This is a genomic window from Streptomyces sp. PH9007, from assembly GCF_059813725.1.
This window is the reverse complement of record NZ_CM187440.1, coordinates 4,502,387-4,515,576: the sequence shown is the minus strand read 5'-3', so window position 1 is coordinate 4,515,576 and position 13,190 is coordinate 4,502,387. Positions and strand designations below refer to the sequence as shown.

Annotated in this window: 14 protein-coding genes; 6 read left to right on the top strand and 8 right to left on the bottom strand. The window is 71.5% G+C overall.

The window, feature by feature from the left end; all coding sequences use genetic code 11:
- The first annotated feature begins 90 nt into the window (after positions 1-90).
- Complete coding sequence (locus tag ACTFAP_RS20930) at positions 91-657, top strand: Uma2 family endonuclease (RefSeq protein WP_500467103.1); 567 nt, start codon at positions 91-93, stop codon at positions 655-657.
- Positions 658-700: 43 nt separating this feature from the next.
- Complete coding sequence (locus ACTFAP_RS20925) at positions 701-1,492, top strand: SDR family NAD(P)-dependent oxidoreductase (RefSeq protein ID WP_500467102.1); 792 nt, start codon at positions 701-703, stop codon at positions 1,490-1,492.
- Between the two features lie 10 nt (positions 1,493-1,502).
- Here ACTFAP_RS20925 and ACTFAP_RS20920 read toward each other — a convergent pair whose 3' ends face one another.
- The 3 genes from ACTFAP_RS20920 to ACTFAP_RS20910 form a co-directional block, all read right to left on the bottom strand.
- Complete coding sequence (locus ACTFAP_RS20920; protein WP_495684993.1) at positions 1,503-2,255, bottom strand: ATP-binding cassette domain-containing protein; 753 nt, start codon at positions 2,253-2,255, stop codon at positions 1,503-1,505.
- 71 nt (positions 2,256-2,326) lie between these two features.
- Positions 2,327-3,286: an amino acid ABC transporter permease gene (locus ACTFAP_RS20915; RefSeq protein ID WP_500467101.1), complete on the bottom strand. Its 960-nt coding sequence runs from the start codon at positions 3,284-3,286 to the stop codon at positions 2,327-2,329.
- Entirely contained in the window at positions 3,279-4,229 is a 951-nt protein-coding gene (locus ACTFAP_RS20910) for an ABC transporter substrate-binding protein (RefSeq protein WP_030733416.1), read from the bottom strand. Before ACTFAP_RS20910 ends, ACTFAP_RS20915 begins: the two co-directional genes overlap by 8 nt.
- A gap of 487 nt (positions 4,230-4,716) precedes the next feature.
- On the opposite strand from ACTFAP_RS20910, the gene ACTFAP_RS20905 reads away from it, so the two are divergent.
- Entirely contained in the window at positions 4,717-5,943 is a 1,227-nt protein-coding gene (locus ACTFAP_RS20905; RefSeq protein ID WP_500467100.1) for an NAD(P)-dependent malic enzyme, read from the top strand.
- Positions 5,944-6,058: 115 nt separating this feature from the next.
- Here ACTFAP_RS20905 and ACTFAP_RS20900 read toward each other — a convergent pair whose 3' ends face one another.
- Positions 6,059-6,823, bottom strand: coding sequence for a class I SAM-dependent methyltransferase (locus ACTFAP_RS20900; RefSeq protein WP_500467099.1), 765 nt, complete (start codon positions 6,821-6,823; stop codon positions 6,059-6,061).
- A gap of 86 nt (positions 6,824-6,909) precedes the next feature.
- Here ACTFAP_RS20900 and ACTFAP_RS20895 point away from each other — a divergent pair, with 86 nt between their 5' ends.
- The gene (locus ACTFAP_RS20895) at positions 6,910-7,533 is read left to right on the top strand and encodes a CGNR zinc finger domain-containing protein (RefSeq protein WP_500467098.1); all 624 of its coding nucleotides are present in this window, start codon (positions 6,910-6,912) and stop codon (positions 7,531-7,533) included.
- Here the strand turns inward: ACTFAP_RS20895 and sodX are convergent.
- Positions 7,446-7,865: a nickel-type superoxide dismutase maturation protease gene (gene sodX, locus ACTFAP_RS20890; protein WP_030733406.1), complete on the bottom strand. Its 420-nt coding sequence runs from the start codon at positions 7,863-7,865 to the stop codon at positions 7,446-7,448. The genes ACTFAP_RS20895 and sodX overlap by 88 nt on opposite strands.
- Positions 7,866-8,036: 171 nt before the next feature.
- Here sodX and sodN point away from each other — a divergent pair, with 171 nt between their 5' ends.
- Positions 8,037-8,432 (top strand): superoxide dismutase, Ni, encoded by a 396-nt coding sequence (sodN, locus tag ACTFAP_RS20885; RefSeq protein ID WP_030733403.1) that lies wholly within the window; start codon positions 8,037-8,039, stop codon positions 8,430-8,432.
- A gap of 108 nt (positions 8,433-8,540) precedes the next feature.
- Here the strand turns inward: sodN and ACTFAP_RS20880 are convergent, their stop codons facing one another.
- Both ACTFAP_RS20880 and ACTFAP_RS20875 read right to left on the bottom strand, forming a co-directional pair.
- On the bottom strand, positions 8,541-8,690 hold the full coding sequence (locus ACTFAP_RS20880; protein WP_390121505.1) for an MFS transporter small subunit: 150 nt from the start codon (positions 8,688-8,690) through the stop codon (positions 8,541-8,543).
- Positions 8,650-10,023, bottom strand: a complete 1,374-nt coding sequence (locus tag ACTFAP_RS20875; RefSeq protein ID WP_495681879.1) for an MFS transporter — start codon at positions 10,021-10,023, stop codon at positions 8,650-8,652. Before ACTFAP_RS20875 ends, ACTFAP_RS20880 begins: the two co-directional genes overlap by 41 nt.
- 202 nt (positions 10,024-10,225) lie before the next feature.
- Here ACTFAP_RS20875 and ACTFAP_RS20870 point away from each other — a divergent pair, with 202 nt between their 5' ends.
- A complete protein-coding gene (locus tag ACTFAP_RS20870; protein ID WP_500467097.1) occupies positions 10,226-12,661 on the top strand; it encodes a SpoIIE family protein phosphatase in 2,436 nt (811 codons plus the stop codon).
- Positions 12,662-12,716: 55 nt separating this feature from the next.
- Here ACTFAP_RS20870 and ACTFAP_RS20865 read toward each other — a convergent pair whose 3' ends face one another.
- Positions 12,717-13,139, bottom strand: coding sequence for a four-helix bundle copper-binding protein (locus ACTFAP_RS20865; RefSeq protein ID WP_495681877.1), 423 nt, complete (start codon positions 13,137-13,139; stop codon positions 12,717-12,719).
- Between the last annotated feature and the right edge of the window lie 51 nt (positions 13,140-13,190).

Here is a 13,190-nt window from a genome sequence, read left to right as displayed (position 1 = left end):
GCGGACGACGATGCCTTCGGGTACGGGCGCGCGCCCGCTACTTGTGAAGGCCCGCATCGTTAAACTCGACGGCACCGGAAGGAGGATGCCATGGCCCCCATGACCGTTGAGCCAGGGATGACCCCGCTGCGCCGCGCCGCCGAAGCGGCGGAGGACGCCTCTGGCCTGCGTGCAGAGATCATCCGAGGAGTTCTCATGATGTCGCCGACCCCTCGAGGGAAGCACGCCGGGATCATCAACAAACTCTACGACCAGCTGCGACCGGCTCTCCCTGATGGCTTGCAGCCCTTCCAGATTGCGTCGATTGCGCTGCCGCACGACCCTGACGACTATGCCAGCCCTGATCTGCTGGTCTGCGATGCCGGCTTCGAGGACTCCGACAACTGGCTGGCAGAGCCCGGCACCGTTGAGCTGGTGGTCGAGGTCGTGTCCAAGGGCAACAGCAGCAAGGACACCCGTGACATGGTCGCCTGGTACGCCGACGCCAACATCCCCGTATATCTGTTGATCGATCCCCGCAAGGGCAGCTGGACGCGGTACACGGTGCCGCGCGACGGTGAGTACCAGGGGGTGCTGCACGGTCTGTACGGCGAGGATGTCGAGCTGGCCGGTCTGGGGCTGAAGATCACGACCGGCGGCTTCCCCACCTACGCCTGAAACCCGTTGCGGGAACGCGGCGCGCTGGGGCAGCGTGCTGGGCATGATCGATACCGGACTCCGTGACAGCGTCGTTCTCGTGACCGGGGCGCACCGCAACATCGGGCGGGAGACCGCCCTCGCCTTCGCCGAGCAAGGGGCGGCGGTCGCCGTGCACTACTACGCGGGGAGCGCCTCCGGCCTGCCGGAGGGGGTGGAGGCGGAGCACTACGTGGGGGACGCCCGGGCCGCCGAGGAGACCGTGGCGCGGCTGCGGGAGGCCGGGGCGCCGGACGCGTGCGCCGTGGCCGGCGATCTCGCGGCGCCCGACGCGCCCCGCGCCTTGCTGGACGCGGTCGAGGCGCGGCTGGGGCCGGTCGGGGTGCTGGTGAACAACGCCGCGCACACCGAACTCCCGGACGGGGTGCTGGACCTCACCGCGGACAGCCTGCACCGCAACTACACCGTGAACACCTTCGCCCCGGCGCTGCTCACCGCCGAACTCGCGCGCCGCTCCCCCGCCGGGGCGGCCGTCGTCAACATCTCTACCGACGCCGCCCGCGCCTTCCCCGGCCAGCTGGGATACGGCACGTCCAAAGCGGCGCTTGAGGCGTTCACCCGCGCCGCCGCCCTCGATCTGGGGCCGCAGGGGGTACGGGTCAACGCGGTGGCGCCCGGGCCGGTGCAGACCGGGTGGATGTCGCCCGAGGTGATCGACCGCGTGCTGCCGGACATCCCGCTGCGCCGGGTGGGCACCCCGCGCGACATCGCGGACGCGGTGGTCTTCCTGGCGTCCCGGCAGGCCACCTGGATCACCGGGCAGGTGATCCAGGTGGCCGGCGGGCACGCGCTCTAGGGGGCCGGAGCTACAGGACCTTCGACAGGAACGCCTGGGTGCGCTCGTGGCGGGGGTTGGTGAGGACCTCACGCGGGTTGCCCGACTCCACGACCACGCCCTCGTCCATGAACACCAGGGAGTCGCCGACCTCGCGGGCGAAGCCCATCTCATGGGTGACCACGATCATGGTCATGCCGTCCTCAGCGAGGCCGCGCATCACATCGAGGACCTCCCCGACGAGTTCGGGGTCGAGCGCCGAGGTCGGCTCGTCGAACAGCATGAGCTTGGGTTCCATCGCCAGCGCCCGCGCGATCGCCACCCGCTGCTGCTGTCCCCCGGACAGCTGCGCCGGGTAGTGGTCCGCGCGGTCGCCGAGCCCGACCCGCTCCAGCAGTTCCTGGGCCTGCTCCCTGGCCTGCGGCCGGGGGACGCCCTTGACCTGGACCGGCGCCTCCATGACGTTCTCGGCGGCGGTCATGTGCGGGAAGAGGTTGAACCGCTGGAAGACCATGCCGATGTCCCGGCGCTGGGCGGCCACCTCGCGCTCGCGCAGCTCGTACAGCTTGTTGCCGCGCTGCCGGTAGCCGACCAGCTCGCCGTCCACGTACAGCCGCCCGGCGTTGATCTTCTCCAGGTGGTTGATGCAGCGCAGGAACGTCGACTTGCCCGAGCCCGAGGGCCCGACCACGCAGAACACCTCGCCGCGCCGCACCTGGAGGTCGATGCCCTTGAGGACCTCGACGGAGCCGAAGGACTTGTGGACGCGCTCGGCCTTCACCATGGGAAGGTCCGTGGTCGTGGCCTCGGCCGTCGCCACCGCGGTGGCCCCGTCCGTGCCGGTCGCCTCGTCGCTCATACGGTCTCGCCCCCCACCTTGCTCTTGGTACGGAAGGAGGTGAGCTGCTGACCGATGCGCCGCAGCGGGGTCGGCGGCTGCTCGCGGTCGGTTCCCTTGGCGTAGTACCGCTCCAGGTAGTACTGGCCGATGCTGAAGACCGTGGTCAGCAGCAGGTACCAGACGCTCACCACCATCATCATCTCCATCACCGCGAGGTTGCGGGAGGAGATGGTGTTGCCGGCCCGGAAGAGTTCCTCGAAGTAGATCACCGACGCCAGGGACGACGTCTTGAGCATGTTGATGAACTCGTTGCCGGACGGCGGGATGATCACGCGCATCGCCTGCGGCAGCACGATGCGGCGCATCGTCTTGGCGCCGTTCATGCCCAGCGCCTGCGCGGCCTCGGTCTGGCCGCCGTCCACCGACTTGATGCCGGCGCGGGCGATCTCCGCCATGTAGGCGGCCTCGTTCAGGCCGAGCCCCAGCAGGGCGGCCAGGAACGGGGTCATGACGTCGTTCATCTCGTTCTTGTAGAAGCCGAGATTGAGCGTGTCGAAGATGTAGGAGAGGTTGTACCAGAGCATCAGCTGCACCAGTACGGGCGTGCCGCGGAAGAACCAGATGTAGGCGTACGCGACCGAGGACAGCACCGGGTTGTCCGACAGCCGCATGACCGCGAGCAGCATGCCCAGGACCAGGCCGAGCACCATGGCGCACACCGTGATCCACAGGGTGTTGAGCGCGCCCTCCATGATGCGGTCATAGGTCAGGTAGTCGCCGACCACACCCCAGTTGATCTTGGCGTTGGCGAAGGCCCACACGATGAGACCGAGCACCGTGAGCACCAGGACGGCGCTGATCCAGCGGCCCCAGTGACGTACCGGGACCGCCGTGATCGCTTCCGGCGGGACCTCACCGGCGGACGGGCCGCCGGGGTCCTTGTCGAGATCGAGGGACACGGATCCGTCACTCACCCGCGTTGACGGTGGCCTCGTCGATGGCGCCGGTCTCGGCGTTCCACTTGGCCAGCACCTCACCGTAGGTGCCGTTGTCGATGATCTCCTGGACGGCGGCCTGGAGGGCGTCGCGCAGCTCGGTGTTGTCCTTCTTGACGGCGATGCCGTACGGGGCGGCGTCGATCTGCTCGCCGACGACCTCGAAGAGGTCACCGCCGCCCGCGTTCAGCTCGTTGTAGAGCGCCACGGGGAAGTCGGTGATGACGGCCTGGGCGCGGCCGCTCTGGAGGGCGGTGATGGAGTCGGAGTCCGTCTCGTTGATCATCGGGCTGATCGCCTCGTCGCACGTCTCCTGCTGGGCGTCCAGGAGGTACTCGTTGGCGGTGCCGCGCTGGGCGGCCACGGTCAGCCCGCACAGGTCCTCCACGCCCGCGACGCCCTCGGGGTTGCCCTTGGCGACGAGGATGGCGGAGCCGGCCTGGAAGTAGTTGACGAAGTCGGCGCCGCCCTCGGCGTCCTCGCTGATGCCGTTCTGGCGGTCCTTGGTGTCCGTCATGGCCGACATCACGATGTCGTGGCGGCCGTTGTTCAGGCCCAGGACCAGGCCGTCGAAGGTGCCGTCGCTGAAGGTGAGGTTCACACCGAGGACCTCGCCCAGGGCGGCGGCGATGTCCGGGTCGATGCCGGCGATCTCGTCGTTCTCGTCGAAGAACTCGATGGGCGCGTAGTCGATGTTGGAACCGACCTTGATCTCGCCCGCCTCCTGGATCGCCTCGGGCAGCAGGTCGAACAGCGGGGCCTCCGCGTTGGCGCCCCCGCCTCCGCCCGCGCCGGAGGAGCCGGATCCGTCCGACCCCTTGTCCCCGTCGGTCTGGTCACCGCAGGCGCTCAGCAGCAGCACCGAGGCGGCGGCGAAAGCTCCCAGGACCGTACAGCGGGAGCGGCGGGTGAGGCTGGTCATGGCGTGGTCCTCCTGGGGGTGGGGAGTATCCGAGGCCGGGCACACGTCTTCGAGTGTCACGACTGTGTTGGTGATTTGTGCATGGGACGAGTAGGCATCCTGCCATCCGCAGGTCGAGTTGCGTCCACCGCTGCGTCCCGATCGGATAACGGACATCCCGTACCGGTCACCGGGAGTGACGAACTGCCCCGCCCTCGTGGCCCCGTGACCTGCGTGTAACACGGGTGAGAGATCCGTCACCCAGGATGGTCGCCGGGTCCGTGGCCAACGATCGGGCGTGCGCACGGACCAGCCATCAGGTAGAACGATCCGTTACACCCCTCACCCGGGGACCTGGGCGCGTGTGCGGCGCGTCCGGCGTCCGCGCCACCCCCTACGGCGGCCACTCGCCGGCCGGGACGCGGACGTGGTGCCCGCCCGCCTCCCGACCGGAAGGCGGCCAATCCTCGTGAACTCGCAGCAGTGCAGCAATAAGGGGTCAACTCTCGTGACATCGGAGATCATCAATCCTCGCGCCGCGACCGCCGTGACCGGTGTGCCCGGCGTGGACAGCGACGACAACCTCCTCGACCCGGTCTTCGCCCTGCACCGGGGCGGCAAGATGGCCGTCACCTCGACCGTGCCGGTGCGCGACGCCGCCGATCTGTCCCTCGCGTACACCCCGGGCGTCGCCACGGTGTGCGCGGCGATCGCCGAACAGCCCGAGCTGGCACACGACTACACCTGGACCTCGCAGGTGGTGGCCGTGGTCACGGACGGCAGCGCGGTGCTGGGCCTCGGGGACATCGGGCCGGCCGCCTCGATGCCGGTGATGGAGGGCAAGGCGATCCTCTTCAAGGAGTTCGGCGGGGTGGACGCGGTGCCGCTCGCGCTGGAGTGCCGCGAGGTGGACGAGATCGTGGAGACGGTGGCGCGGCTGGCGCCGTCGTTCGGCGGCATCAACCTGGAGGACATCGCGGCGCCGCGCTGCTTCGAGATCGAACGCAGGCTCCAGGAGCGGGTGGACATCCCGGTCTTCCACGACGACCAGCACGGTACGGCGGTGGTGACGCTGGCGGCGCTGCGCAACGCGGCGCGGCTGAGCGGGCGCGGCCTGGCCGAGCTGCGGGTGGTGATCTCGGGCGCGGGCGCGGCCGGGGCGGCGATCGCGAAGATCCTGCTGGGCGCGGGCATCGGCGATGTGGCGCTGTGCGACCGCAAGGGCGTGCTGTCGGCGGACCGGCCGGATCTGAGCGGGGTGAAGGCTGAGCTGGCGGCGGCGACCAACAAGGCGGGGCTGAGCGGCTCGCTGGCCGACGCGCTGGCCGGCGCGGACGTGTTCGTCGGAGTCAGCGGGGGGACGGTGCCGGAGGAGGCGGTGGCGACGATGGCTCCGGATGCCTTCATCTTCGCGATGGCCAACCCGACGCCGGAGATTCACCCGGAGGTGGCGGCGCGGTACGCGGCGGTGGTGGCCACCGGGCGCAGCGACTTCCCGAACCAGATCAACAACGTGCTGGCCTTCCCCGGGATCTTCGCGGGCGCCCTCCAGGTGCGGGCGGCGCGCATCACGGAGGGTATGAAGCTGGCGGCGGCGGAGGCGCTGGCCGCGGTGGTGGCGGACGAGCTGTCGGCCGACCACGTGATCCCCTCCCCCTTCGACCCCCGGGTGGCCCCGGCGGTCGCGGCGGCGGTGGCGGAGGCGGCCCGCGCCGAGGGCGTGGCCCGCAGGTAGGAGCGGCCCGGGGCGTGCGGGGAGGCGCGGAGGCGCACCCCGCACGCCCCGGCGGACCGGCCCGCGCGTGGGGCCGGGCGGGGACACCGGTGCCCGGTGCACCGCCCGGCGAGGGCTACCGCAGCGCCAGGACCGCCGCGTCGGTCAGGGAGGCCCAGGCCGTCGTGGCCTCGGCGAAGCCGACCTCCCGCAGGGTCCTGATGTGCCAGCCGATGGGGTGGGCGCCGGCGTCGTCGTGGTCGCCCTCGGCCTCGGCCGGGTTGCCGAAGATCGCGAACCGTTCCGCGACCACGTCCTTGAGCTGCGGATCGGCGGCCAGGTCGGTCCACCACTGCGGCCAGTCCACGGCGCCGGCCGCCTTCGCGCGCTCCTGCCGGGTGCGGGTGAAGGCGTGCTCGGCGGCGTTGATCCGGGGTGCGTCGGGGTTGGGCATGTGGTCGGCGTTGACGAACACCCCGCCGGCCCGCAGCACATCGGCGAGCTGGGCGTACAGCGCGCGCAGCTCATCGGCGCCCAGCCAGTGCAGGGCGGTGGAGGTGAGCACGGCGTCGTACGTCTCGTACGGGAGCTTCTCGGTCCACCGCTCGTCGCGCAGATCAGCGGTGACGAAGGTGATCCGGTCATCGCCCTCGAAGGAGCCGCGCGCGATGGTCAGCAGGGCCGGGTCGAGGTCCACGCCGGTGCTGGTGGCGCCGGGGAAGCGGCGCAGCAGCCGGGCGCTGATGCTGCCGGTGCCGCAGGCCAGGTCCAGGACCCGCGGTTCGGTGCCGGTGAGGGCCTCGACCCCGTCCAGCATGGTCCGGAACCGCTCCTCGCGGTCCGGGAGGTACCACTCCTGCTGCCGGTCCCAACTCTCCTGCCACTGCTGCCAGGACACCATGCGACACTCCCCTGGTAACGGGTCACACCATCTGTGACCCTTACAAGTACAGTGTCACCCTAAAGGGGCGCAGGTAAGGAACACAAGTGGAACTGACCTATTACTCAGACTTCGCGGTGCGGCTGGTCAACAGCGAGGAGCCGTTGCGCAACAAGGACTCCCTCACCTCGGTGGAAGCCGTCCGCGTGCTGTTCGGCCCCATGCAGACCCTCGCCCGCCGGGCCGGCGACGCCGACGTCACCCGCCTCAAAGGGGTACGTACCCGGCTGCGCGCCGTCTTCACCGCCGCCGCCGCGGGTGACGAGGGGCGGGCGGTGGATCTGCTGAACGCCCTGCTACTGGAGTACCCGGCCAGCCCGCAGATCTCCGGGCACGAACACCGGGACGACGACACCGGCCGCCCGCTGTGGCACCTCCACCTGGCCGAACACCCCTCCAACGCGACCGCGGGCTACGCCGCGATCGCCTGCATGGGGCTGACCTTCCAGCTCACCGACCTGGGGGTGGACCGGCTCGGCGTCTGCGAGGCGGAACCCTGTCGCAACGCCTATATCGACACGTCAACAAACCGCTCCAAACGCTACTGTTCGGACCGCTGTGCGACGCGCGCGAACGTGGCCGCCTACCGGGCCCGCAAGCGGCGCGAACGCGAACTGAGCGGCCGCACCGCCGACGGCAGCCAGCCCAGCAGCGCCAGCGGCGAACGCTGAAGCCCGCGCGGCGACCGCAGCCGCAGCAGCGCCCGCGCCACCACCAGCTCGTCCGGCACGGCCCCGAACTCCCGGCTGTCATTGGTGACTGCCGGGTTGTCACCGACCACCCACCAGCCCGTGCCGCGCCGCTCCACGGCACGCTTGACGATCAGCAGATCGTGCTGGAACGGATGCCGCAGCACCACCACGTCACCCGGCCGCACCCGGGACCCGTACCGCAGCAGCAGCTGATCGCCGGCCCGCAGGGTGGGCAGCATCGAGGGGTTGTACACCTCGGCCAGGCCGATCCGCCCCGTACCGCCCGTACGCCCCTGTGCCCGCTCCGTCATCCCGCCGCTGCCTCTTCCTGTGCTCGACCGGCCGCCGCGCTGGGCCGGTTGGCCCGCTCGCATCGGACTTTGGATGTAAGCCGGACCGGGTGAACGGGGTCAACCGAGAAATGCCGCCCCTCACGGAGTAATGTCGCACGGGAGAAGACGATCACGAGGAAGGACGGCCCCATGCTCTCCCGCCTTTTCGCCCCCAAGGTGAAGGTCAGTGCCCACTGCGATCTGCCGTGCGGTGTCTACGACCCCGCCCAGGCGCGCATCGAGGCAGAATCCGTCAAGGCCGTACAGGAGAAGTACCAGGCCAACGAGGACCCGCACTTCCGCGCCCGCGCCACCGTCATCAAGGAGGAGCGGGCCGAGCTGGCCAAGCACCACATCTCGGTGCTGTGGAGCGACTACTTCAAGCCGCCGCACTTCGAGAAGTACCCGGAGCTGCACCAGCTGGTCAACGAGACCCTGAAGGCCCTCAGCGCCGCCAAGGGTTCCACCGACCCGGCCACCGGCCAGAAGGCCCTGGACTACATCGCCCAGATCGACACCATCTTCTGGGAGACCAAGAAGGCCTGATTTCGCGTCAGCCCTCGCACCGGTCCGCACCCGGCCCGCCGGACGCCCAACGCGTCCCGACGGCCCGGGTGCGGACCCGTTTGTACGGCCCCCCGTGCGGTGCGGGCGTCACCCCGTGAACAGCTGCGTCGCCTTGCGCACCAGCTCGTACAGCCCGTACCCGAGCGGAATCACCACCCACAGCCAGGAGAAGGCGATCAGCGGCCGCCGGTCGGGCTCACGCGGACTCGGGCTGCTGGGAACGGGGGTGTGCTCCATGCGCGGCCTCCTTCGGTGCGGTGGGGGCGGGCAGATGGTGGCGGGGGTGCACCGGGCGGACCAGCTCGTTGGCGATGAAGCCGACCACCAGCAGCCCGGTCATGATGGACAGGGACAGCACGTACAGCTCCGGGCCGTCCTTGCCCGCCGCCGCCTCGCGGTCGGCGAGCCAGTTGACGATGAGCGGGCCGAGCACCCCGGCCGTGGACCAGGCGGTGAGCAGCCGGCCGTGGATCGCGCCCACCTGGTAGGTGCCGAAGAGGTCCTTCAGATAGGCGGGGATGGTGGCGAAGCCGCCGCCGTAGAAGGACAGCAGCACCAGCGCGCAGACCACGAAGACCGGCTTGGACGCCCCGCCGAACAGCACGATCAGCAGATACATCAGCGCGCCGACGCCCAGGTAGAGCCGGTAGACGTTCTTGCGGCCGATCAGGTCCGAGGTGGCGGACCAGCCGATCCGGCCGGCCATGTTCGCCGCCGAGAGCAGCGCCACGAAGCCCGCGGCGGCGGAGGCGGAGACCGGGGCGCTCGATCCGGCGAAGAAGTCCCTGATCATGGGGGCGGCCTTCTCCAGGATGCCGATCCCGGCGGTCACGTTCATGCACAGCACCACCCACAGGCACCAGAACTGCGGGGTGCGCAGCGCGCTCCGGGCGGACACCCGGATCTCCTGGGCCGTACCGGGCGCCGGGGCCGTGGCTGTGGCCGCCGCCGGTGAACCGGCCGGGGCGGGGCGCGGCACCCGGATCAGCAGCACGCCCAGACTCATGAACACGGCGTACGTCAGCCCGTGCACCAGGAAGGCCGCCGCGATCCCGGTGTGGTCCTCGCCGAAGGACTCCAGCATCCGGGCCGACCAGGGCGAGGCGATCAGCGCACCGCCGCCGAACCCCATGATGGCGATGCCGGTGGCCAGCCCCGGCCGGTCGGGGAACCACTTGATGAGGGTGGAGACCGGGGAGATGTAGCCGATGCCCAGGCCGATGCCGCCCACCACGCCGTACCCGAACACGATGAGCCAGAACTGCTGCGTGGCGGCGCCGAGCGCGGACAGCAGGAAGCCGGAGGAGAAGCACACCAGGGCGACGGTCATCGCCCAGCGCGGCCCGCGCCGTTCCACCATGGTCCCGCCGAAGGCGGCGGACAGCCCCAGCATCACGATGGCGAGCTGGAAGGGCAGCGCGCTCTGGGTGCCGCTGAGGTCCAGGGCGGACTCCAGGGGCGGCTTGAAGACACTCCAGGCGTAGGCCTGGCCGATCGAGAGGTGGACCGACAAGGCGGCGGGCGGCACGAGCCAGCGGCTCCAGCCGGGTGGGGCGACGGGGGCGCTCATGATCCGCAACGGTAGGAACGTGTGAGCCCCTTGGGAAGGGATCGGACGGAAAAGCACGGCCCGGGCAGCACAGACGTGCGAAACGGGCACGACCGGGCGGCGTCCCCACCCCCACGGGCCGGGTGCCCGGACGCCCGGCCCGCGCACCCCGACCGGCCCTCTGCGGTTGTCGGCCCCCTCACCGGTGCCCCAGGCTGGGGACGTGAGCACTGGCGACCCGGCGCGGCCCTCCCGGGGCGGGGACGACCCCTGGGGCCTGGTCCCGGACGAGGCGGCCACCGCCCGCGCCCTCCTGGACGACTCCGGCCGGATCACCCACTGGAACGACGGCGCCCGCCGGCTGCTGGGTCACACCGCGGCCGAGACGCTGGGCCGCCCGGCCGCCGAACTGCTCGCCGACCCCGTCGCCACCACCGCACCGCCCGACGACGAAGGGCTGCTGCGCTGGAAGGGCACCGTGGACCTGCGGCACCGCGACGGCCGGCGGCTGACCGTACGGCTGCTGGCCCACCGGCTCCAGCAACATGAAGGGCACCCGGACGGGTGGCTGCTCGTCAGCCCGCTGACCGGCACCGAGCGCACCGAGGAGGACGAACAGCTGCCCCGCTCGGCGTTCCTCTACGCGCCCAACGCCCTCGCCCTGTACGACACCGATGTGCGGCTGCGGCGCGCCAACCGCGCGATGGAGGAGGTCATCGGGCTCACCGAGGACGAGGCCCGCGGCCTTCGGCTGTCGGAGATAGGCGGCAAGCCGCAGAGCATCGAACTGGAGGAGCAGCTGCGCCAGGCGATGGAAAGCGGCAAACCCAGGGATGTCCGCACCCGGCTGCGCACCGGCGGCGAGTCGCGCGAGCACGCCTGGCTGGGACGGATCGCGCCGGTGTGGAACGCGGAGGGCGAGCTGGTGGCCGTGGCGCTGGCCGCCGTGGACATCACCGGGGAGGACCGGGCGCGGCTGCGGCTCCAGCTGGTCAACGACGCCTCCCGGCGGATCGGCTCCACCCTGGAGGTCGGCCGCACCGCGCAGGAACTCGTCGATGTGTGCGTGCCGCGGCTGGCCGACTTCGGCAGCGTGGACCTGCTGGCCACCCCGCACCCGCACGGGGACGCGCCGCCCACCCCGGAGGACGGGGTGCTGACGCTGCGCCGCATCGCGTACCGCTCCGCCACCCCGGGCGCCCCCGAGGCGCTGGTGGAGGTCGGGCAGTTGTGGGACCACGCCGTCTCCGCCTCCCCGGTGCGGGCGGTGCTCTCCGGTGAGGTCGTGGTGCTGAACCGGGACGACCCGGACTTCCTGGCCTGGGTGGAGCAGGATCCGCAGCGGGCGCGCCGGGCCAGGGAGCTGGGGGTGCACTCGGGCCTGTCGGTGCCGCTGTCGGCGCGCGGGGTGACGCTGGGGGTCGCGCAGTTCGTGCGCTACCGGCGCCCGGATCCGTTCGCGCCGGACGATGTGCTGGTGGCGCGGGAGATCGTGGCGCGGGCCGCGGTGTGCCTGGACAACGCGCAGCGGTTCACCCGGGAGCGGGAGACCGCGCTGGCGCTCCAGCGCAGCCTGCTGCCGCAGACGCTGCCGCAGCGCAGCGCCGTGCAGGTCGCCTCCCGCTATCTGGCGGCGGCCGGGCAGACCGGGGTGGGCGGCGACTGGTTCGACGTGATCCCGCTGTCCGGGGCGCGGGTGGGGCTGATCGTGGGCGACGTGGTGGGGCACGGGGTGCAGGCGTCGGCGACCATGGGGCGGCTGCGTACCGCGGTGCGCACGCTCGCGGACGTCGACCTGCCCCCGGACGAGCTGCTCACCCACCTGGACGACCTGGTGCTCCGGCTCTCCGAGGAGACCGGGGGCGAGGAGACGGCCGGGGACATCGGCGCCACCTGTCTGTACGCGGTCTACGACCCGGTGACCGGGGGCTGCACGGTGGCCAGGGCCGGACATCCGCCCCCCGTCCTGATCGACCCGGGAACGGGCGGGGTCACCACCATGGAGCTGCCCGCCGGGCCGCCGCTGGGCCTGGGCGGGCTGCCGTTCGAGTCGGCGGAGTTCTCGCTGCCCGAGGGTTCGGTGCTGGCGCTGTTCACCGACGGCCTGGTGGAGCGCCGCGACCAGGACATGGACGAGGGCTACCGGGTGCTGCACGAGGCCGTGGCCGCCCCGGCCGTCTCGCTCGACGCCCGGTGCGAGGCGGTCATCGAGGCACTGCTGCCGGGCGGGGCGCCGGGCGACGACGTGGCCCTGCTGATGGCGCGCACCCGGGTGCTGGACGCGGCGCACGTGGTGACGTGGGAGATTCCCGACGACCCGGCGAGCTGCGGGATCGCCCGCAAGGACGTCGCCGGGCAGTTGTCGCGGTGGGAGCTGCCGGAGGCGGTGTTCACCACCGAGCTGGTGGTCACCGAGCTGATCGCCAACGCCATCCGGCACGCGTCCGGGCCCATCCGGCTGCGGCTGATCCTGGACCGCACGCTCATCATCGAGGTCTCCGACACCAGCAGCACCGCCCCCCATCTGCGCCGGGCGGCCGGGTTCGACGAGGGTGGGCGCGGGCTGATGCTGGTGGCCCAGCTGACCCAGCGCTGGGGCACCCGGCACTCCGCCGGCGGCAAGACCATCTGGGCGGAACTCCAGCTGCCGGACGGCTGACCCCGCTGCCGGCCGGCAGCGGGGTCAGCCGGCTGTCTCCCGCGCCCCGGTGCGCTCAGCCCAGCACGGCCAGCAGCTCCTGGCAGGCCTCCTCGCAGCGCCGGCAGGCGTCCGCGCAGATCCGGCAGTGTTCGTGCATCGGCGCGTGCTTGGCGCACTCGTCGCCGCACGCCTTGCAGGCCGCCGCGCACGCGGTCAGCTGGGCGCGGGTGACGTTGGCGTCGTAGCCGGTGTGCCGGGACAGGACGCGGCCGGTCGTCTCGCAGATGTCCGCGCAGTCCAGGTCGGTGCGTACGCACTTGCCGAGGTCGGCCACCCGTACCTCGGACAGGCAGGCGTCGGCACAGGCCGTACAGCTCTGGGCGCAGGCCACGCACTCCTCGATGCAGCGGGCGAGCGCCTCCCGGTCGACGTGCCCCAGGTCGGCGGGGTAGCTGCGCAGCATGCCCCGGACCATCGTCTCGTGTGCGGTGGTCATCGTCGTTCACCTCCATGCGATCGCTGCGCTGCGGGTAGCCGGTGGGCGGGC

Bases quoted from the DNA above. Each gene is read 5' to 3' on its own strand.
- ACTFAP_RS20930 (WP_500467103.1), top strand. From the start codon at position 91: ATGGCCCCCATGACCGTTGAGCCAGGGATGACCCCGCTGCGCCGCGCC.
- ACTFAP_RS20925 (WP_500467102.1), top strand. From the start codon at position 701: ATGATCGATACCGGACTCCGTGACAGCGTCGTTCTCGTGACCGGGGCG.
- ACTFAP_RS20920 (WP_495684993.1), bottom strand. From the start codon at position 2,255: ATGGTGAAGGCCGAGCGCGTCCACAAGTCCTTCGGCTCCGTCGAGGTC.
- ACTFAP_RS20910 (WP_030733416.1), bottom strand. From the start codon at position 4,229: ATGACCAGCCTCACCCGCCGCTCCCGCTGTACGGTCCTGGGAGCTTTC.
- ACTFAP_RS20900 (WP_500467099.1), bottom strand. From the start codon at position 6,823: ATGGTGTCCTGGCAGCAGTGGCAGGAGAGTTGGGACCGGCAGCAGGAG.
- sodX (WP_030733406.1), bottom strand. From the start codon at position 7,865: ATGACGGAGCGGGCACAGGGGCGTACGGGCGGTACGGGGCGGATCGGC.
- sodN (WP_030733403.1), top strand. From the start codon at position 8,037: ATGCTCTCCCGCCTTTTCGCCCCCAAGGTGAAGGTCAGTGCCCACTGC.
- ACTFAP_RS20880 (WP_390121505.1), bottom strand. From the start codon at position 8,690: ATGGAGCACACCCCCGTTCCCAGCAGCCCGAGTCCGCGTGAGCCCGAC.
- ACTFAP_RS20875 (WP_495681879.1), bottom strand. From the start codon at position 10,023: ATGAGCGCCCCCGTCGCCCCACCCGGCTGGAGCCGCTGGCTCGTGCCG.
- ACTFAP_RS20865 (WP_495681877.1), bottom strand. From the start codon at position 13,139: ATGACCACCGCACACGAGACGATGGTCCGGGGCATGCTGCGCAGCTAC.